Source organism: Kitasatospora sp. MAP12-44 (assembly GCF_029892095.1).
Classification (GTDB): Bacteria; Actinomycetota; Actinomycetes; order Streptomycetales; family Streptomycetaceae; genus Kitasatospora.
The window spans coordinates 2,587,047-2,607,894 of record NZ_JARZAE010000004.1 but is presented as its reverse complement, the minus strand read 5'-3'; the positions used below and the strand labels follow the sequence as shown (position 1 = coordinate 2,607,894).

At 66.1% G+C, this 20,848-nt stretch carries 11 protein-coding genes and 1 other RNA gene; 8 read left to right on the top strand and 4 right to left on the bottom strand.

The genetic code is table 11. From position 1 onward, the window contains the following. The first annotated feature begins 7 nt into the window (after positions 1 to 7). An RNA gene (gene rnpB / locus P3T34_RS12215) (RNase P RNA component class A) lies at positions 8 to 408 on the top strand. A 183-nt stretch (positions 409 to 591) separates the two neighbouring features. Here the strand turns inward: rnpB and P3T34_RS12210 are convergent. Beyond that, positions 592 to 1,614 (bottom strand): site-specific integrase, encoded by a 1,023-nt coding sequence (locus tag P3T34_RS12210; protein ID WP_280666059.1) that lies wholly within the window; start codon positions 1,612 to 1,614, stop codon positions 592 to 594. A gap of 898 nt (positions 1,615 to 2,512) precedes the next feature. On the opposite strand from P3T34_RS12210, the gene P3T34_RS12205 reads away from it, so the two are divergent. From P3T34_RS12205 to istB, 6 genes are all read left to right on the top strand, one after another. Next, positions 2,513 to 3,598 carry a hypothetical protein gene (locus P3T34_RS12205; RefSeq protein ID WP_280666058.1) on the top strand — a complete coding sequence of 362 codons (1,086 nt, stop codon included), beginning with the start codon at positions 2,513 to 2,515 and terminating at the stop codon, positions 3,596 to 3,598. 47 nt (positions 3,599 to 3,645) lie between these two features. Further along, positions 3,646 to 4,395: a hypothetical protein gene (locus P3T34_RS12200; RefSeq protein ID WP_280666057.1), complete on the top strand. Its 750-nt coding sequence runs from the start codon at positions 3,646 to 3,648 to the stop codon at positions 4,393 to 4,395. Then, the gene (locus P3T34_RS12195; RefSeq protein ID WP_280666056.1) at positions 4,392 to 4,946 is read left to right on the top strand and encodes a hypothetical protein; all 555 of its coding nucleotides are present in this window, start codon (positions 4,392 to 4,394) and stop codon (positions 4,944 to 4,946) included. The genes P3T34_RS12200 and P3T34_RS12195 overlap by 4 nt, the downstream gene beginning before the upstream one ends. After that, entirely contained in the window at positions 4,943 to 5,194 is a 252-nt protein-coding gene (locus tag P3T34_RS12190; RefSeq protein WP_280666055.1) for a hypothetical protein, read from the top strand. The genes P3T34_RS12195 and P3T34_RS12190 overlap by 4 nt, the downstream gene beginning before the upstream one ends. A 258-nt stretch (positions 5,195 to 5,452) precedes the next feature. Further along, positions 5,453 to 6,721 carry an IS21 family transposase gene (gene istA / locus P3T34_RS12185; RefSeq protein WP_280666054.1) on the top strand — a complete coding sequence of 423 codons (1,269 nt, stop codon included), beginning with the start codon at positions 5,453 to 5,455 and terminating at the stop codon, positions 6,719 to 6,721. Next, positions 6,721 to 7,566: an IS21-like element helper ATPase IstB gene (gene istB / locus P3T34_RS12180; RefSeq protein ID WP_280666053.1), complete on the top strand. Its 846-nt coding sequence runs from the start codon at positions 6,721 to 6,723 to the stop codon at positions 7,564 to 7,566. The genes istA and istB overlap by 1 nt, the downstream gene beginning before the upstream one ends. Positions 7,567 to 7,714: 148 nt before the next feature. Here the strand turns inward: istB and P3T34_RS12175 are convergent, their stop codons facing one another. The 3 genes from P3T34_RS12175 to P3T34_RS12165 all read right to left on the bottom strand — a co-directional run bounded on the left by P3T34_RS12175 (position 7,715) and on the right by P3T34_RS12165 (position 11,752). Further along, complete coding sequence (locus P3T34_RS12175) at positions 7,715 to 8,647, bottom strand: exonuclease domain-containing protein (protein WP_280666052.1); 933 nt, start codon at positions 8,645 to 8,647, stop codon at positions 7,715 to 7,717. A 395-nt stretch (positions 8,648 to 9,042) separates the two neighbouring features. Then, positions 9,043 to 11,262 carry a hypothetical protein gene (locus P3T34_RS12170; RefSeq protein ID WP_280666051.1) on the bottom strand — a complete coding sequence of 740 codons (2,220 nt, stop codon included), beginning with the start codon at positions 11,260 to 11,262 and terminating at the stop codon, positions 9,043 to 9,045. 133 nt (positions 11,263 to 11,395) lie between these two features. Next, positions 11,396 to 11,752: a hypothetical protein gene (locus P3T34_RS12165; protein ID WP_280666050.1), complete on the bottom strand. Its 357-nt coding sequence runs from the start codon at positions 11,750 to 11,752 to the stop codon at positions 11,396 to 11,398. Positions 11,753 to 12,743: 991 nt separating this feature from the next. Between P3T34_RS12165 and P3T34_RS12160 the strand changes: the two genes are divergently transcribed. Then, a complete protein-coding gene (locus P3T34_RS12160) occupies positions 12,744 to 20,741 on the top strand; it encodes a hypothetical protein (protein ID WP_280666049.1) in 7,998 nt (2,665 codons plus the stop codon). The last annotated feature ends 107 nt before the right edge of the window (positions 20,742 to 20,848 follow it).

The following is a 20,848-nucleotide window of genomic DNA, read 5'->3' as shown; positions in this document are numbered from 1 at the left end:
CGGCGGACGAGCCGGCCGGGCGGTCGCGTCGGGTCCCGTAAGGGTCCCGCCGAGGAACGTCCGGGCTCCACAGAGCAGGGTGGTGGGTAACGCCCACCCGGGGTGACCCGCGGGACAGTGCCACAGAAAACAGACCGCCTGCCGCTTCGGCAGCAGGTAAGGGTGAAACGGTGGTGTAAGAGACCACCAGCGACCGAGGTGACTCGGCCGGCTAGGTAAACCCCACCCGGAGCAAGGTCAAGATCGGTACCCCCGGGTACCGTGCGCGGATGATCGAGGGCTGCTCGCCCGAGTCCGCGGGTAGACCGCACGAGGCTGTCGGCAACGGCAGCCCTAGATGGATGACCGCCTCCCCAAAGGCCGCAAGGCCGCGGGAGACAGAACCCGGCGTACAGGCCGACTCGTCCGCTGTAACCACCTCTGACCTGGGGAAACCCGGGTCAGAGGCACCTTTCGGGGTGCCACTTGGGAAGATCCTGGGAAAATCAGGTGCCGGGCAGCTTCACCCGGCGTGCACGGTAGGACACCGCGAGGTGGAGTTTGCCACACCTGCCGGTGACCGCGCTGCCCCTCCTGTGATGTGAGCTGTGATCAGCGCGCGAGCCCCCGGCGGCGGTTGGCCTCCCGTCGCCCCGAACCTGGGTCGAACAATGCGCCGAACGCCTTGATCTTCAAGCCCTCCACCGCCTCCGGCGGATGGGCGTACCGGTCGGTCATGGACGGATCGCTGTGGCGGCTCAGTGCCTGGACGGTCTTGCGGTCGTGCCCCGCCGCGCCAAGGCGCGTCGTGTAGAAGTGCTTCAGATCGTGGAAGCGGGTGCCCTTCGGCAGGCCGGCCTTCTCGACCGCCACTTGCCAGATCTTGTTGAAGCCCTGCCGCTGTACCGGCCGCCCATCGCTGTTGACGATCACCAGCCCGGAGTTGGCCGGGGGCTGGTAGCCGCTGTACCGGCGCTTGCGGACCGCGTCGTCACCCACAGGGTCGGCCCCGGGAAAACGGACCATGTGCTGAGCGATGTTGCGGATCAGGAAGTGGTCCACTGGCAGCGTCGCGTAGGAGGCATTCGTCTTGAGCTTGACCTCCTTGCCGCCCTGGCCCTGCTTCTCCACGTAGAGCTTGCACTCGGTGAAGTTCACGCGCGCACGGGTCAGTCCGACACATTCTCCCAAGCGCAGCCCGGCGCAGGCCGCCAGCCAGACCATGATCTCGTACCGGGGATCGATGCAGTCCGCGAGCCGCGTCACCTCCTCCGGCGTGAGCACCACCTCGACCCGGTCGGGCACCGGAGGGAGCTTGATCCCGGCGACGATGTTGCCCGGAAGCGGCACCTCCTGCTCCCTCGTCAGCCAGTTGACGAAGATCTTGAACGTCTTGAAGATCCCCTCGACGTACGACGCCGCCAACCCCTTGCCCGCCAGGTGTTCCACGAAGGCGTTGGACGTCGGCCGGCGCAGCTCCTTCGCGGGCACATGCCCGATGAACGGCACGATGTGCACCCGCATGTGGGTCTTGTAGGTCTTCACTGTGCTCTCCCGCTCGTGGACGCGGTCGAGGTAGGCGAACCACTGCTCGGCGAAGACCCGCAGCGTCTCCTTGCCGTGGTCGGGGTCCATGTACGTACCCCGCTGGAGATCAGCGAGCACCTTGATCAGCTCTCGCTCGGCGTCCGGCTTCTCCTTGAACCCGGCCTTCCGGGGCTTCCCCGACGGGGCGGTCCAACGGATCTGCCACCGGCCGCTGACCCCGTGCTCCGCCGAGGCGACCATCCCGCGCCCGCAACCGCACCGCTTGTCGCCGGGCTTCGGATACCGCTTGTGCCACCTGTCGAACGGCTCGATCATCCCGCTCATGCTGCGGCTCCCTTCGGCGCGGACCTTCCGCGCAGACCAGCAGCTTTAGCAGCTCCGTCGGACACCGCCGTCGGCCGGGTGGCCTTCAACTCCTCGATGTAGGACAGAGTTTCGAGCAGGCTGTACCGCACTCGGTTCTTCGGCCCCGCATCGCCGAGGGGGATGGGCTGCGGACCTCGCTTCCCCTTCCAGTTCCGAAGCGTGCCCACCGTGATGCCCAGCAGCCCCGCCGCCGCCTCCGCCTGTATCAGCTGGTCGGGTACTACGGCCGGGGGCTGGTCGGAGGGATCGACAGCGGGCTTACGGGCGCGAGACATTGAGGGCTCCCGGGTCACTGGAGGCGGTGACGGATCACCTGGGCACACCCAGCCTCACCCACGACGGCCAACTGATCATGTAGTCGCGGGAGTTGTCTTCGGGTGCGATTTTCCTGCAACTTTTTGACCAGCGAGAACGCGGTGAGAATCACCCGCGTGGTTGCGTGTTGTGCCAGAAATTAGCCACTGCGCCCATGGTGCTGACGAGGGCCCTCGCGAAGACCAAGCCGATGATCGCACTATGAGTCTGACAATCCGACAAAGTCAACGGTCTGTTGGGCCATTGTCGGTGGCGACAGTTACGCTACGCATCGTCAGAACTACTACGGCGAACGGACGTTGCGGTGACCGATGTCGAGTACTGGGTCGAAGCCGAGATCGTGGAGGACGACGGGGACTCCTTGTTGGCCGGGCCTGACGGGGGCGACGGCCGCGACTTTACCGACGACGACGTGGAGTACGTCCGCGCCCTGGTCGGCCGCAGCGACCGGGCCACGGTCGAGCAGCGCGATGCACGGTTGAAGATGGGCGAGCGGTTCGAGGAGATCGCCCCCAAGAACCCGGAGACGGGAGCGAGGGCGCACGCTGGTGCTACGCGTCTCAAAGACCTGGGGGCGCGGGTCGGGATGGCGTACGACCAGATCCGGGAGTGCCAGGACGCGTACGTGCAAAAACTGGCCTCGTGCCCACATTTTGTGTGGGATCGCGCGATGGCAACGGGGGTCTCCTTCTCCTGGTCCGTCCTCCGCGAGGCCGCGCTGAACACCTCGGGCTCTCCGCTGTCCGATGAGGATCGCTGGTTGAAGCTGGCCGAGTGCTGTGAGGAGGCGAAGAAGGCCAAGCTCACCCGGCTGACCGCCACGGAGTACCGTACGGCAAACGGCGCCAAGCAGATCCCGAACTCGGCTAACGCTATGACCGTGGAGAAGCTGGCCGAGCGCATCCGTAAGGAGCCGGAGTTCCGGGCCGACGTGCTCAAGGTCGCTCAGGTCGAGACGAAGAAGGCCAGCCAGATCGAGGGCCTCCGGAAGATCGCCGAAGAGGGCACGGTTACCACCCCGGCCGGCCAGGTCATCGAGGTTCCCGAGGCGGTGAAGCAGGAGGTCACGCAGCATCTCGCCGTGGTGGACTGGCGGACTGAGGAGCAGACGGCCGAGGAATGGGCAGAGCAGGCGTTCGAGAAGGTCCAAGAAGTGATCGCAAAGGCGATCGAGGACGACCCGGAGATCAAGGCGTGCGAGCAGCGCGCCAAGGCGTACGGCGTGCTCTCCAAGACGCACAAGAGCCTGCAGGCGATCTACGACCTTCCCCTTGAGGACATCGCGGACGACGATCTGCGGAAGAGCGTGGCTGACCTGGTCGATTCCGCGAAGCGGCTGTCCCAGATGGTGAAGAAGTCGCACCTGCGGGCCGTGACGGCGACCGGCTGATGGGGCGCGACCCGAACCGGCTCGACTTCACCGGAGCCTCGTGGTCGGTGGTCAAGCCGCTGATGGAGGGCATCTATGCGGACACCAAGGGCGACGACCGCGAGACCGTCGCCCGGTTCAGCAGGGAGTACACCAAGGCCCTCGAAGCCGGAGAGGCGTGGGCGTTCGAGGCGGCGATCCTCGGGGCGAAGCGCGAATCGAAGAAGATCTTCGACCACTTGAAGGCCGTCTGGAGCCGGGAAGCCCCCGAGGTGACAACAGGCAGCGGTGGTACTGCCCCCGGAGGAAACCACGGAACTAACGCCGTCGACGCCACCGCCGACACGGCCCCGACCAGCACATCGGTCGCCACCATTGAGGACGCCCCGGTTGGCGGTATCCCGCCCCAGGGCGATGGAGCCCACGACCATGACACCGCTGGCACCTCGGACAACCTCCCCACTACGGGGAACGATTCGGTGTCGACTGGGCCCGAGCAGCTTCCCCTGTTCGTCGTGGAACGGCTGAGCACGTTCTGGCGAATGGTGGAGAACGACCTCCAGCGTGCCAAGGCGGAGGACACGCGGATCGGACGGAGCCAGCAGAAGGATCGCTTGGCGAAGAAGGCGAACGGTCACCGCTGGGATGTCTACAAGGAAGTGGCCAAGGCCAAGAAGGAGATCGAGCGCCGTTGGCTGCTGGTCCCCGCCGCCGGAGGTGACTTCGACCGGATGCTTGAGCTGACGGGTACAACGACGCAGGAACTGGGCCTCTCGGAGGAGTCGGCCGACTATGTGCGACGAGGGATGAGGGGATGAGCATTACCTACCTGACCAGCGAACCGCGCCCGGCCAACGTTTCGGAGTGGCACTGGTGGTGGCAGGAAGCGGTTGAGTCGGACCGTCGTCACCGTCGATACGGCGACCACGTGCCTGACGCGGTCACCTTCGACGGGATCGTGGTGGAGTTCCAACGCAGCTCGATCAGCGCTGGGGACATCAAGGAGCGGGAACTCCATTACAACGGCATGGCATGGCTGTTCGATGCCCGTCAAGCCCATGCGGAGGGTCGGCTCAGGGTCGCGTTGCCGGACTCCGAGGCCCCAGTGCCGTACCGATGGAGGCAAGCCCCTAACTACCTGAAGCAGTGCCGGCGGCCGGTTTTCCTTGACCTGGGCGAATCCTCGACGTTCGGCGGGGTGCACCTGCTCTACCGCCTCCCGGAGCTGTACGCCCGGGGTAGCGGCCTCGGGCATCTCTACACCGCCGAGAACGTGCGGAACTGGATGGCCTACGGGGTCGAACTCACTCCATGGGTTCCAACTACCTCACAGAAAAGGCAAATTGGTATCCAGCGGCAGCCGGCATGACCGGCCACGAAGCACTGGCCGCCCAGGTGACGTTCGGCAAGATCTTCGCCGCGCTGACGGATGCCGACCAGATCGTCTTCGCCCACCACACCGGGAACGCGCTGATCGAAGACTTCGGACCGGTCCTCCGTTCCTGGGCCCGGTACGCGGAGTGCCACCACCGGCCCGGACATGACGACCTCACGGCCGAGGTGGCACCCGACAGCATGAACGGGTATTGGAGTCTGCTGGACGTCGAGAGGGTGTAGCTCGACCAACCGCCCACGCCTCGAACTCGGGGGTCGTGGGCGGTGTCAGCTCCGCCTGAGAATGCCCCCACGTGAGACTTCAGCGTGACGAGCAAGCGCGACGGTGTCAGCGCCAGCGTGCACTTCACCAACCTGGCTGGCGCCCGATTGAGGTTCCTCTCGGCGTCGGGTGAAATCTGACCGCTGAACGGCGGATCAACGGTGACCCACCTCGCGATCGTCTGATCATCCTGATCTTCCAAGGGTCAGGAGGAGAGGGTGATTACTGTGGAGGACTGGGCTGAGATCCGGCGGCTGCACCGGGCCGAGCACCTGCCGATCCGGGCGATCGCCCGCCATCTGGGCATCTCGAAGAACACGGTGAAACGGGCCCTGGCCACCGACCGGCCGCCGGTCTACCAGCGCCCGCTGAAGGGCTCGGCGGTGGACCCGTTCGAGCCCGCCATCCGCGAGCTGCTCAAGCAGACCCCGACCATGCCCGCCACGGTCATCGCCGAGCGGATCGGCTGGGAGCGCGGCATCACGATCCTCAAGGAACGCGTGCGCGAGCTGCGCCCGGCCTACCTGCCGGTCGACCCGGTCTCGCGGACGGTCTATCAGCCGGGCGAGCTCACCCAGTGCGACCTCTGGTTCCCGCCCGTCGACATCCCACTCGGCTACGGCCAGTCGGGCCGCCCGCCGGTCCTGGTCATCGTCTCGGGCTACTCTCGGGTGATCACCGCCCGGATGCTGCCTTCCCGGCAGACCGGCGATCTGATCGACGGCCACTGGCGCCTGCTGGCTGACGGCTGGGGAGCGGTCCCCAAGATGCTGGTCTGGGACAACGAGGCCGGCGTCGGCCGGGGCAAGCTCACCTCCGAGTTCGCCGCGTTCGCGGGCCTGCTCGCGGTCAAGGTGCACCTCTGCCGCCCCCGCGATCCGGAGGCGAAGGGCCTGGTCGAGCGGGCGAACGGCTACCTGGAGACCAGCTTCCTGCCTGGCCGCACCTTCACCGGCCCCGACGACTTCAACAACCAGCTGACCGCCTGGCTGCAGATCGCCAACCGGCGAACCCACCGCAGCATCGACGCCCGGCCGGTCGACCGCTGGGAAGCCGACCGCGCCGCGATGCTCACCGTCCCGCCGGTCACCCCGCCGCACTGGTGGCGTTTCCACACCCGCATCGGCCGCGACCACTACATCCGCGTCGACACCAACGACTACTCCGTCCACCCCAGAGCGATCGGACACACCGCCATGGTCCGCGCGGACAATGAGGAGGTCACCGTCCTCGCCGGCAACGACCTGGTCGCCCGTCATACCCGCTGCTGGGCCAAGCACCAGTCGATCACCGACCCTGACCACGCGGCCGCGGCCAGCGTCCTGCGCGGCGAGGTGATCCACCAGCAGGCCGCCCAGGCGGCCACCGCCCGAGCCGCCCTCCTGGCCCCCGACAGCCTCGGCATCGAGGTCGAGCAACGCGAACTGGGCACCTACGACCGCATGTTCACCCTCATCGAGGGCGGCGCCGGGAAGGAGGACACCTGATGGCCCGCACCACACCCGCGGCATCGAACCCCACGACCGACGCGTCGGCGAAGGCGGACGGCAAGACGGCCCGAACCGGTCGGCAGACCGCCGCCGACCTGGCTTTCCTCGCCCGGGCCATGAAGGCCCCCGCGCTGCTGGACGCCGCCGAACGCCTGGCGGACCGCGCCCAGGCCGAAGCCTGGACCCACACCGAGTACCTGGTCGCCTGCCTGCAACGGGAGGTCTCCGCCCGCGACTCCCACGGCGGTGAGGGCCGCATCCGCGCCGCCCGCTTCCCCGCCATCAAGACCATCGAGGAGCTCGATCTCACCCACCTGCGCGGTCTGACGCGACAACAACTCGCACACCTGGGAACACTGGACTTCATAGCGGCCAAGGAGAACGCTGTTTTCCTGGGACCGCCGGGCACAGGCAAGACGCACCTGGCCACCGGACTCGCGGTTCGGGCCTGCCAGGCCGGCCACCGGGTCGCGTTCGCCACCGCCGCCCAGTGGGTCGACCGCCTCGCCGCCGCCCATCAGGCCGGTCGCCTCCAGGACGAACTGGTCAAGCTCGGCCGCTACCCGCTGATCGTGATCGACGAGGTCGGCTATATCCCCTTCGAGGCCGAGGCCGCGAACCTGTTCTTCCAACTGGTCTCGAACAGATACGAGAGGGCCAGCGTGATCGTCACCTCGAACAAGCCCTTCGGACGCTGGGGAGAGACCTTCGGCGACGAGACCGTCGCCGCCGCCATGATCGACCGACTCGTCCACCACGCCGAGGTCCACTCCCTCAAAGGCGAGTCCTACCGCATGCGCGGCCGCGAACTCGGCCGCGTCCCTACGACCGACAACGACTAACCAAGATCAACCAACGACGCGAGGGTCAGAACTCAACCGGCCAAAGTGGGTCACGGTTCAACCGCCGCCGACAGTTCCCCGCAGAGCCAGCTCTCACGCATGTTGATGCTGATAGTGGGAGGCACCCTGCCCTGGACTGCTCGATAACTCAGCTCGCCAACCGGGCCAGGAACTCCGCCTCGTCGAGCATCTCGATGTCCTGGCCGGCCGCGCGGTACTTCGCGGCTGCCTTGACCTTGCTGCTGTTTGGTCGGCCGTCGAGCATCTCCGTCGACCGCAGGTCACCGACGACGAGGATGTTCGTCTGCTTGCTCAGGCCCTTGGCGCCGGGGAAGCCGCCCGCGTGCGCTATCCGCTGCTGCGCCTCGATGCGGGTCATGCTCGACAGCGTGCCGGTCAGGAAGACGGTCATGCCGTACAGCGCGCCATTGGGGTCTGCGTCCGGGTTGGTTTCCGGCAGTGGTGTCTTCGACCCGCTGACGTACGGACTCTTGAAGACGGAGCCCGTCCATTGACCGTCGGGGCGGACGTGCCCGTAGCCGACGTTCAGAGCGCCGAGCAGGTCGTGGAGCAAGGGTGCGTCGTGGCGGTCCATCGCGGCGAGCATGACGCGAGCGGACATCTCGGCATCCCACAGCGCGGTGTGATGCCGGTCCGTGTTCAGGTCGAGTCCGAGGTCTTCGACCAGGTAACCCAGCTTGTAGGACAGCCGCTCTGGCCATGCGCGCCGTGCTGTGACGAGCGAGCAGGCGTAGCGCAGTTCGGGCCAGGCGGTTCCGTCGGCATCGCAGGCATCCCGGAGCGCGCCCAGGTCGAAGGCCGCGTTGTGGGCGACGACCACCCGGCCAGCCGCGCGGCCCACGATCTCGGGGAGCGTCGCCCGCCATGTAGGAGCGTTCTTCACGTCGCCGGCGGTGATGCCGTGGATGCTGGTGTTGAATGGGGAGAAGCCGCTGATGGACTCGGGCGGCTGGATGAACGTCTCCCAACGGTCGATGACCTGACCGTCTTGAACGGTCACCATGCCGACTGCGCAGACACTGCCCCGGTTCTCATTGGCAGTCTCGAAGTCCAGCGCCACCCACGGATCCGTCACTGTACTACTCCTGTCGTCTCGCCACTGTCTCTGCTCATGATCTTTCTGGTGAAGGGTCGTGAGGGACGACCTTGGATTGCGTTACTCATCCGTGACCGTGACGGAGCGTCCGAGGCTGCTTGGATCTCCTCGAAGGCATGAAGTGATGTCGCAGCGTCGGCACATATTCGGCGCTGGCGACCGAGGACATCAACTGGTCCGGTAGCCCAGGGTGGCTGACCGGTCAGGAGGGGCATCCTGGAGGCCACTCCGTGGCATTGATACAGCTCGGGACGTTCGCCAAGTGCCTAGCTGGTGTGGCTGATCGCGACACTCAGCGCACTTTGCGACGCGCAGGATACCTGATCGACCTCATCCGGCACCCGTTTCTCATGTAGCGACTATTCCAGCAGGCGCCCAAAAAGTGAGTCCATTCGACTTTTGCTTCTGATCTTATCTATGGCACCTGAAAGAGTATTGGAAACGTGGCCGGGCCTCTCGCTGGCCTGCCATTCCCATTCCTCTTGGTCAATCTTTTCTTCAATGCTTAGCGATAGGTCATGAAGCTCGAATTGGTCGGAAATTTCACGCATGGCGACCCAATCTACATGAGAGGCGCTTCTTTCATTCAGCACCTCTTCGATAAACCAATTGAACCGCTCTGCCAAGTCAGTTAAAAGTTGGGTATCTGCAACATGGTCTCGTGCTAGATGAGAAGTGAATGCTGTCCAATCCGAGCCATCTTCCAGGCTCTCCTCGAGCCAGTCGTCAAGCGCAACGTGCACACTGTCATATAGATCCTTAAGCTCGGCAAGCTCGATTTCATGGAGAGCGTCAATTGCGGCTTCCTTGTCGCCCAATCCATCCTCCCATCGTGCCATCAAAAACTCAGCCTTTCGCTCAAGCCATTCGCTCGCGAAAGGGATCCAAGATGACTCGCGTACGCTAAAGGCCAGCCGGCTTTCCATTGTATTCAAGCGCAGGGAGGCACCGAACAGATGCCAGTCACGTTCAGGCGAGGGATCCCCAAATGTCCTGGAAAGCGCACCTGCAACGAGTGGAGAATCGACAAGAAGGGCGGCGTTTAGCTGAGCGTTTCCAGCGCGATTTAGAGACCCCTGAGCATGGCGCACTAGAGCTACAATCTGCTCAAAGAACGGCGCGGACGAGATGATCTCGCGCGCAACCATGCGATCCCCGCAAAGCTGGCCGAGTGCAAACTCGCGCAGCGAAGGGTTCGCGAAAGTGAGGCTCGCTACAGGATCTTTCCGGATCTCTATGAAGGTTCCTTCCAAAACCTCAAGACATTCTCGAAAAATGGCATCAGTGGCGACGATCAAAAACCGCCGACAAAGCGCAGCATGAGCCTCTTGGGCATCTTCGAGGACGACCCGTGCGGGCAGGGTGGTCATAACCAGCAGGAGCAACCTCTGAGCCTCAGTCAGATGCTTCTGAAAGGCAGTCTGCCAGATCTTCTGGGGATTGCGCAGAAAACTGATAACGCGATCTGGGTAGCCGGGGCTAGATAGATCGAAGGCACTACTGGTGCAGTACTCGATCAGTCGTGGCGTGTATGCACTGTGATCGATAATTTTCTCGTAGCCACCTGCAGCCACCTCCCGAAGGCAGTCGACGGAAAGTCCAGAATGCCAAAGATGATTATAGAGAATGCTTGCTTTGTCTTCGCGGCTATAGTCGTTCAATGCTAGGACGAAGTGATATCGACGATCGAGGTCCGCTAGGCGCTCGTAGGATAGGCGAGCATCTCGGAGGATGTACTCGCGAGTGGTGAGAATAAGTTTCTTTGTCTGACTTCCTGCTATTCTTTCTATGATATCCGCAAGTCGCCTGTCTTCATTCTTCCCGAGTCGTTCGTCAAGGCTTATTTGGCCAAGAAAATCGTCATAGAAGAAAATCTGGCGTCGTCCGGCCTCCATGGCCACCCATGCCTCATTTATATCGCCAGATACCTCGATGGGCTCAAAGTCGCGAGAGATGTACTCAGCTAGCAGCATTTGCGATAGGGCGGTTTTTCCAATTCCTGGCACCCCTGAGAGGATGCAAATATTGTGGTCATCCAGCAGTTTGCGGGCTTTGGGGTATGCCTCGCTTACTACATACCGAGGGACGGATCGCTCGATCTGTGCCCTTAGTGCGCCAGCCCTATTTGCAATCCCGGAGTTCGTTGCCCAGAAAAGCTGCATCCCAGTCGTTACCCACAGCTTTGGGTGGCGCCGCTCGACGTCTGGATGGTTCGTTAGAAGCCCATCAATATCCCGGCCGCCCCAAACATCGTCGGGTCCAGTCATCCAGTCTTTGAAAATTCCGTAAATCTTTTCCTTTTGTCCAACGGTGAGATCGAAGGAGGTGATGAAAACGTATGAAATTGGGGCTATCTTCTCTACCTTCGATAGCTCCTTCTCTGCTGCTGCCAGCAGCTTGGGGAAGGAAGAGCGCTGGTAGTGCTTGCATTGGCCAATGGCGGTACCGCGCCATCGAAGATCCACTCCACCGTCTGGGCCGGCAGCGAACCGCTCCACTGGAGTGCCTAGCTCTGCCGAGAGAAGGTCAGCAGCTAGCTCCTCGAACTCGACGTCTGACAAAACAGAGAGGTTACGCATCTCAGCATGATGCCGCGTCCTGGTCCTGGCGGGCAGGTGTTATGTGAAAATCAGCCCGCTGCCTTCGGGGGACAGAGGGCGGCCCCCGTGCGAGGCGTTCTGATGGGAGGTCACCCGAAGCTGCAAGGTCCCTCTACGAGGTTGCCTTGGGTGTCGCCTCGGAGCACGACGCGTCGTCCTCGCGCCTGCGGTCGCATCCGAGCATGCTGTTGAACTCCTCCGTGGCCTTCCTTCTCTCGTCCTCGCGCCAGGCGCTCCAGCTTCCAGCGGCCTCGATCGCGATCATCACCTCGGGGTCCGGCTGCGGACTCTGCTGACGGATCGCCAGGGCCTCCGGAGACTCCCAGGTTTGCCGAATCCCTTCGATCCAGTCCGGGCTCGGACTGGGGTCCAGCGCCAGCCATGCCTCCCAGCCGCCCACCGGATCGATCATCTCCACCACGTACCGGGCGCCTTCCTCGGCCTCGGCCTTTCGCTGGAGTTGGGCCATCCGGCGGCCATAGGCGGCGGTCCCCTCCACGGTGGCCGGGTCGATACCAGCCGCGCGGAGACGCTTAACATGGGTGCCGCCAGCCGGGTAGCTGTAGTTCGTCGGTCGGCACGGCCTGCCGTCCGGTGCGGAGCACGTGAGGCAGACGCCTTGGCAGTGCTCGGCCGGCGGGGTGACGTGAAGCTGCTGCGACGGGTTACTGCTGCGGGTACGCGTAGGCCATGACTGCAGTCTGGCAGTCGTGAAGGCGGAGAGGCAGTGGCTGGTAGGTCAGTCCAGCGCGGGGAGGGAGAGTTGGGTGAGGGGCCCGGCGTGGTGCCCAGGCCCCTCTTGCGCCCTCCGTCCGGCAAGCCGGTTCGACTCGGGTCAGGCGCGGTGTCCCAGCGATCAAACGAGGACGTGGCCAGCGTACTGCATCGAAGGCCGACGGAGGAAGCCGGAGAATGACACTGCCCCGATTGCTGATACTGCCTCCCGTGCTATTCTGAATTTGTATTCGCGGGGCCAGGGGGCCGTATTCGGACATTTTGGATTAATGGTGGGTGGTCCCCATTTTATCCCAATTTCCGCGATTTATGGCAAGTGTCGCATCCTTCGCCAAGTATTGCAATCCAAGCGAAGTCGGCATTCCGGGCGTGTTGAAAATTTCAAGCGCCTTTGCTAATTCGTTGCCGCAATCTCCTGTAATTCTCGTCACGCCAGAAAGTGGCTTAACGAGGAACGGAGGCGGGCATGTATCCGTTGGAAGTAGTGACGGCCGGATTCGACTCCCGGCCACCAGCGATCAGATGACCGAGGGGGCAAAATCCCAGTGAGCACGGACGCACGGTCCGCTATTCAGCATGCCCAAAAGGTTCCCGCGTCTGCGGGGCCACTCTCGAAGCTGGCCACGGAACGGGGGTGGAATGTCTCCCCCGGCGAATGGTCCGTAACGGAGAAGGGGGAACCCTCCTACACGCTCACCCTCTCCGCCGATTTGGAGGGAGAGGGGGTGATCACGTCTGAGTTCACCCTTGTGTGGATTAACGGCCGTTTCAGTGCCAAGGAATCGACCGGCACTCTCAAGGCTGCAACCGAGTGGATTTCCGAGAATGAAATTCCGGAAATCGACTATTCGGAATGCGGGTGTGAATTTGAGGAGGATGTGCCCTTTGGTGAGCCGGTGCGGGTGTGTCTCAAGCATGCCGGACCGAACACCCGTAACTACGAACTGGTTTCGTGGAACGGGGGTGAGCCGGAAGGCGACTACATCACGTTCGGTGCGCGCGACTTCCCCCATCTGCGCACCCCCGTAAAGGCGCCTAAGGCACGCAAGCCCCGTAAGGCCGCGCCGGTACCGGTTGAGCCCGCACCGGCCGTTGTGACCCCCGTAGAGCCCGTGGCATCCGTGGTTGAGCCTGTGGACTGGGATAACGTACCGGTAACCGTCATCTCGAATTGGTCGAACGCTGGTCTGTTCGACCCGTCCGCGCGCGCGATGACTGCCTCATGTGAGGGGGTGTTCTACCGGCTCGGTCAGTCAATTCCCGGTTATGCCTACAACCTGTCGGTAAAGGGCGGACGGCATTTCCACATGGCGGACGACTGGGATGACGCCGTTGTGAAGATCCGGGCGCACCGGTCGCGGATGTTCTCCGACCCTGCGCCGGGTGAGTCGGGTCACAAGATTCTGACCTCCCGTAATGGGGGCCCGGTGCTCGCGTGGGACACCGGCCGTATGGAGGTGTGCCGTACGCACTGTACCGACGTGTGTGACCACGGGTGCAAGTGTGAGCCGCGCCCGGAAATTGGTCTGGAATCCGGCTACAACGAGCGTGAGTGCTCATACGTGATGTGCCCGGAGTGTGCCATTTCAGAGCACGGTTTCCGTGAGGAGTCCTTGCCGGTCGAATGGGCTCAGCGGCCCGTGACGCTGGCTCGGGTGCGTCTGTGGGCGCAGCGCATCGCGCAGGCTTTCGAGGGTCCGGCGCAGGATTTCGCTGCCTGGTATGAGGCGTCCGGGCGCGCTGCGGATATGCGTGATGACCTCTGGGAGGCATTCGACGTCTACCGGGAGTCCATCGGCCTTAAGTCCGTCGCCGACACCGAGCGCGAGATTGCCGAGTGCGAGACGCGCACGGCTGCCATTAAGGCCGCTCCGTCGGCACAGGGGGCATTGGATGCCGCTACGTGCTCCGGTCGGTATGTCGGTATCGAATTGGCGCAGTTCCCCACCCATGGCGTTAAGGCGCGGATGGTCTGCCCCTGTCGTGTGCACTCCGGACCGTTCGCCGACGTGGAGAAGCCCGGTACCGGCCTGCCGTACCTGAATATCCCGTCGGTCGCGGACACGGACGTTACGAAGTGGCTCGACCGCGTGGGATACCGGCTGGCTGCCGGTCGTGAGGTGTGGCGCAGCGGCATGACGACGTACCACGGGAAGAACTACACGACGCTTACCCCGCCCGTGGTGCGTCTGCCGGGGACGGACCTGCAGCCCCGGGCACAGGTGGGAATTTCCGACCCGCAGGACACCGAGGGGGAGAGCGTGGCCGTGGTGCCGGTCAAGGGGCTGTGCGAGTCGGGCCGGTGCCGTGAGGTGGTCGGGGGACGGTGTGACGGGTGCGGCCACGTGCCGGGCGCCGTGGAGCAGGCCGCGCCGGTCGCCGAGCCGTCCGAATATGGCTGGGAGATCTACGGGCAACGGTTCGCCGTCGGTGACGTGGTGCGCAGCGGTCACCCGCGCAACGACTCCGGCAGCGTGGGAGAGGTCATCTCGATTCGTGACCGGTCCGACGGTGAGCAGATGGCCGGGGTGCAGTGGGACGGGGCAACGTACGTCTCGTATGAGCAGTGGTCCGGAACCCTCGTTCACGCCGAGGTGGTCACGGCGCGGCGGGCCGAGCCGGTGCCGGTGGTCGAGCGGCTCGCGCTTCCGGCGGCCCCGGTGCGCCTGGCGCTGACGATGGCCCAGAACGCCCCTGTGGAGCCCGTGGCGACCCCGGCGAATGGCCTGGAGGCTGCGGAGCGCCGTACGCGGGCGGCGGCGGCCATTCCCGCGCGCCGGGGCAAGCCCTCGGGGGCGACGGTGGCCAAGGGTGGTGAGGCGGGGGAGTGGCTCTGTGTCGGCCGCGTCTTCACCGTTCGCAACGAGGGCAGCCGGTACGCGGCCCGGCTGGCCGGTGAGGTGGTCGGCTACGGCACCACCGAGGCTCAGGCGAAGGCGGTAATTCGCCTGTACGCGGCCGAGTTGGGGGAGCAGTCCCCGGCCGAGGCGAAGCCCAAGCCGGTGAAGGCGGCCAAGGCTCCGGCGCAGCGCAAGGCGCAGGCGCCGGGGGCGCCGGTGGTTGAGGAGCCGGAGGACCAGGCCGACGACGAGGTGATCGGCACCCGCGACTACGGAAAGGCGGAGCTGTCCGGGTACAACCCGCACGGTCACAAGGTGGCCTTTCACGAGTCCGAGACGACCCGGCCGGGGCACTTCTACCTGACGTGCTGGGAGGGGTGCGGCACCGGTTCCCGGCGTGTGCACTCCGACGGCGATTATGGGAACTGGGAGTCGAGTTGGTTCCCCACCCGCGAGGCGGCAGAGGCAGAGTTCGCCCGGCACGGTGCTCCTGCTCTGGTGGTGACGCACGCTGACCTGTTCGCGGTGGACGGCGCCGACCTGGTGGCGCTGCTGGACTCCCTCACCGAGGAGCAGCGGGAGGAGTTGGCCGAGCCGTGGCCGGTGCGGTGGCTGTACCCGGAGCAGGAAGGCGACCGGCCGCGCGGCCTCAACTTCTGCGCGGGGTGCGGCGGTGGCTGCAAGGGCAAGCGGCTCGTCAGCGACACCGACATGGTCTGTGTCGATCTGGCCGGGGATGCGGTGGCGACGGCGCAGGCTGCCGGGTGCACGGTCGTCCTGGCGGACGTGCGCACGCTCGACCCGGAGCACCCCGGCCTTCGGTGGAACCGTGACGCCACGTTCACGATGCCCTGCCCGGACTTCTCTCCCGCTGGCACGGGGGCGGGGCGTGCTCGGGAGAACGTGGCGATCATCCGCGATGCGATCGACCAGGTTGGTTCCATCTACGGCAACTATGAGATGGACGGGGCGGATTGCGCGTGCACGCAGGCCGGGGAGGACTGCACCGACGAGGGTGGTTGCTTCGAGACGTACGGCTCGCGCACTGACACGACCGTCGGGGAGATGTGGGCGCTGGTCGATGGCATGACCGGCAAGACGGCGGGGCTCATGCTGGCCCCGGTGATCTGGGTCTTGGGGCTGCGGTACATCGGTGCCCCCCTCACGCGGGTGGTGATCGAGCAGTCCAGCGCGTTGCCCGTAGAGGTGCGAGAGGACATCTGGCTTGAGCTGGTGACGGCCGGGTGCGAGTCGGCGGAGTGGGATGTTCTGGACGCCGGGGACTTCGGTTCCCCTAGCACCCGCAAGCGGGCCGTCATGGGGGCGCATTGGTACCGGCGCGCTGCTCTGCCTGCGGCCCCGGGGCTGACCACGCCTGCGGCGTTGGCGATCGGGTGGGAGCCGGGTACGCCGGTCAACACCAGGGGCGAGCGGAAGACCAGCGGCGGCAACGTCACGCGGGTGCACGGTGACCGGCCGATGACCACGATCACGAGCAAGATTCGGTCCTGGTACAACGCCGAGACGGGGCGCCGGTTCACGATCGAGGAGGTGTGCAAGTTGGTGGGCCTGCCGGGTGACTACCCGGTGACCGGCTCGCACACCTCGCAGTGCCAGCAGCTCGGAGACATCTTCAGCCCCCTGGTGTCGCTGGCGGTGTGGGGTCAGCTGCTCGGGGTGCCGTGGCGGGAGACGCTGGATCGCTACCTCGCTGAGCTGTACCCCGACGTCCACGGCGACGAGGACGACGACAACCAGGGCGACGGGGGCGAGCCCACCGACGCGGGCACCCCCGATATTCCGGCCGGCCGCGAGGTGCCCGGGAGCGACGCGGCCGACCTGGTGGCCTGCTTCCTCGTCTCGGAGGGGCACACCCCGAGCAAGGCGCGAGTCATGTACTGGCTGCCGGAGGGTGACGCGGTGCGGCTGTGCACCGACCCCCGGGCGGCTGGGGAGTCGTGGGGGCTGCACTGGACGGCGGCCGAGCACATCGGCGACGAAGGCGCGGACTGGCAGTACGTCACGGACAAGGGCGGCACCGTCGAAGCGGTCATGTCCGAGCTGGGGATCACCCCGGTTGCCCGGGGCGCGGTGCGGGAGTGGCTGGAGTACCGGGCAGCGATGGCCCACCCCATCCCGTCGCGGCGGCCCGACTGGGTGACGCCGAGCGGCTGGGAGCCTGCGAAGGCGTGGGACTGCACCGTTCAGGGGTGGAAGGCGTACCGGATCGAGTACGACGCCCAGGGAGCCGACTTCGTGGCGATCTACGGCCGTGGGTACGGCCGGGGTGACGACGCCCGGGTGATCGGGCGGGCCCCGACGCGGGACGGTGCAAGCGCGCTGAACACGGAGCACCGGGAGCGCAAGGCGCAGGCCCTGAAGGCTCGCGCCGCTCGGGAGGACCAGGAGCGGGCGGCAGCCGTGAATATGGCTGAGGAATCCACCGGGGAGCAGCCGGCCGAGGGGGCGACCTTTACCCCGGCCCCGCGCGGACTCGCCTGGTACCTGCGCAAGGCCAAGGCCGCACTCACGGCGGCTGGGCTGGGCGACCTCGACCGCAACGCCGTACGGGTGACCGGGTTCCGCGTGCGCCACGGTAAGCAGGTCGTCAGCGGGAGCGTAGAGGTCTTCTACAAGCAGGACGACACCCTCAAGCGGCCCCGGAAGAACACCGACGCCGAACGCCGCTGGGATGCCGCCCTGAACCTCATGGTGGCCACGCTGAAGGCGAACGGCTTCAAGGGCGTTGAGCGCAACCGCAGCAGCGTGACCGGCTACACCCCCACCCCCACCGAGGCGCAGACCACGGCGACGCTGCGCCCCCTCGACTCCCGCCGCTGGGCCGTGACGCTCCCGAGCCTGGACGGCGAGTGCATCGTGAACCACGTCACCGGCTACGCGGGGCACTCGTACTACGCCACCCAGGACGCCGAGGGCACCGACGCGGGCCACGCCAACTCGGAGCAGAAGGCGGCCGAGCTGCTCGCCGACTGGTACGGCTACCCCCTCCCCGTCGCCGTGGTCTTCGAGGACCAGGCCCCCGCCGTGAATATCCCCGCCGAATCGGAGCCGGAGCAGCCGGCCGGGCCCAAGGCCCACCGGGCGAAGGGCGAGAAGGTCAGCGAGGGCGGCCGGGGTTGGCTGCTCACCAGCGCCGAGGGCTACGCGTACGAGGCGCTCCCGGACTTTGACGAGTCCCTCGTTCTGCTGGGCGGCGGTTCCCGCGTGGTGACGATGGGCGGCGACGACTGGGCGGCGGTGTTCGAGGCGATGCGGGCCGACTCGATCGAGCTGCTTCGGGAGGACCAGGCCGAGGAGGAGGAGCAGCCCGAGCCGTGCGACCACGTCATCAGGTACGCCGAGGTTGCGGCCGTGGGTCTGCGCGAGCTGCTTCACGAGCGGCTCACCTGCGAGTGCGGCGAGAACCTCATCGAGGAGAACCCCGACCGAGAGCGGCGGTTCGGCCTGGACCACGGCAACACCCGCCGCAAGCTCGGGATTGAGAACGTCGTGGCCGTCGAGCTGGACGCCTTGGCTGAGCGCAACGGGTACGGCTTCGTCCCCGGATTCCAGAAGGTGAGCGGCACCGCCAAGCGCGCCGAGCTGTACAGCCTCACCCAGGTAGAGCCGCCCGCCGTGGCGGACCCGGGGCGCGAGCGTGCGTTGAGGGAGCGCCAGGCGCAGGCCGAGGCCGAGCGCGCGCGCCGCTCCCCCTACATGACCATCGGTTCGGTGTCGCTGTCGCAGCTTGAGCAGGAGAACGGACGGCGCGCGCTGCTGGCCGCGCTCCCGGGGTGGCTCAAGGTCTCGGAGGGCCTAGCGGACTCGTGGTTCGTGGAGTGCCAGCGGCACGGGGGAAGTTGGGAGCAGGTCGGCACGGCGGACGCCTTCGAGGACGCGTTCCGGATCGCCGAGGACCACGCCACCACGCACCCCCGCGAGGAAGAGCCGCTGACCGAGCACCAGATCAGCAGGGCGCAGGGCTTCGCGTGGTCGGCTGCCCAGATCGAGATCCTGTCCGCCGCTTCGGGTGTCGGTGGGGGTGACGGCCTGGTGGAGGACGTGAGCGGCTTCTATCCCTGCGACGGCTGGAACCAGAGCCCGAAGAACTTCAACTCCAAGCGGGTCATCTCGTTGTGGGCGGCCGGGTTCATCACCCAGTGGGCGGAGCAGAAGGCGCGGCGGTACTTCAAGCTCTCCCCTGCTGGTCGGGAGGCGCGGACGCTGTGGCACGCGGCGAAGCGGCAGGGCTGGGTGTCGGTGGCAGAGAAGGACAACGACCACCAGCTGACCGCCAAGCAGCGGGCCGCCTACGTGATGATCAAGAACACCGACCAGGGCAAGGAGATCCTGGCAAGGGTCGCGGCAGAGAAGGCGGCGAAGAATTCTGCACCGGCGGCCGGCCGACCCTCGGAGGCCCGAGAAGCTGACCTGATCGAGGTTTTCGAGAACGAGGGCGGGGCCTCGGTCACCCCACCGCGCCCGGTGCTCACCCCGGCGCCCGTGGTCGAGCAGCCGTTGACCGTGCAGAAGTTGCAGCAGCAGATAGCGAACCAGCAGGCGTACGGCATCAGCGCGAAGGCGCGGCGGGCTGCCTACCGGCTCTACGGGGACCACGTCCAGGCGACGCGTCGTCGAGAGCGCGGGGAGGACCTGCCGTTCCCCGGGGTGCTGCTGGACGGTGAGGCGTCCGAGGTGACCAACCCTGCTTGGGGGAACGACTGGTGGATCTTCCGCGACCGGCACGGTTTTGGCTATGAGGTTCAGGAGCGCGGCGGCCGGTGGCATGGCATGGCTCGCCTGGCGGAGTGGCGCGGGATCACCGGGGTACTGATCCCCGGCAACCTGGTGAGCGTCGGCACGGCGGATTCCTGTGCCGAGCTGCTGGAGCAGTGCCGCGAGCACGGCCGGAAGCGGGCAGCGGCCGAAGCCGGATCGCTGCTCTTGCAGCGGCTCAAGGTGCAGCCGGTTTTTCCCACCCCTCCTGCCGGCCTCGACCTGGAGCCTGAGCCCGTGGCCGTACTGGTGGCCCGGTCGGAGGTGCTGGCCGACGATGGGCAGTGCTGGGGGACATGGGGGCCGTTCGAGCAGCCCCGGATCTGTGAGCGTGGCCCGATCGGTCACGACCACGGGGGGCCGTGCGGCCCGACAGGAGATCTTGCGGTGAGCTCCCTCTTGGTCGAGAGTCTGACGGCGGAGCTCACGGGAGATCCTGCGGTGACCGTTCGTCCAGCGCGGGGGCGGGTGCACCATCGCGCCCTGCGCGGCACGTTCGGCAGGGGCGCCCGCATGACGGTGGTGGACCACCAGGCGCTGGACGCGCGGGCAGCGGAGCAGCAGGCCCGGGAGTCCGACCGCATCACGAACATCTTCCTTCTAGCTGCGCAGGTCAACGCGCAGTGGGTCACCGTGCCGGACGACGTGGCGTCCCTGCTCGGGGATATGGCCGAGCAGATCGCCGACGATGCGCCAAGCATGGGCTGGGTGCAGTGGCAGGCGGAGATGAGCGGTCTGTGGCGGGAGCTGGAAGACGTCCGGTACGACGTGGACGTGGCGCAGCGGGATGACGGCCCGGTGGACGTGGTGGAGACCCTCCTAGAGGTCGGCGGGGATCAGCTCTGGGCCGAGTCCGTGCCGGACGTGGTGCCCGCTGAGTGGGTGGCTGAGCACAGGGCCGACGCATGGCACGCGACCACGTTCTACAAGGGGGAACGCGTTCTCTGGGTGCACGAGGACGGACGCGAGGAGTTCGGGGAGGTCGTGGGTTTCGACGGCCCGAACCCGCTCGTTGACTTCGACCGTGGGGAGCACGGTGTGCCGTGTTCGGCCGAAGACCTGCTGGTGACCGTTGGGCACTTCCCGGCGAGCTGGTCCAAGGACTGACCGGCGGGGGCGGTCACCTTCTCCCACAGCGGGGAGCATCCGGGGCGGTCCCGGGGGTGAGCGCCGGTCGGGCCGGGCGGGCGCAGTCGACGCGCAGCGCAAGGGCG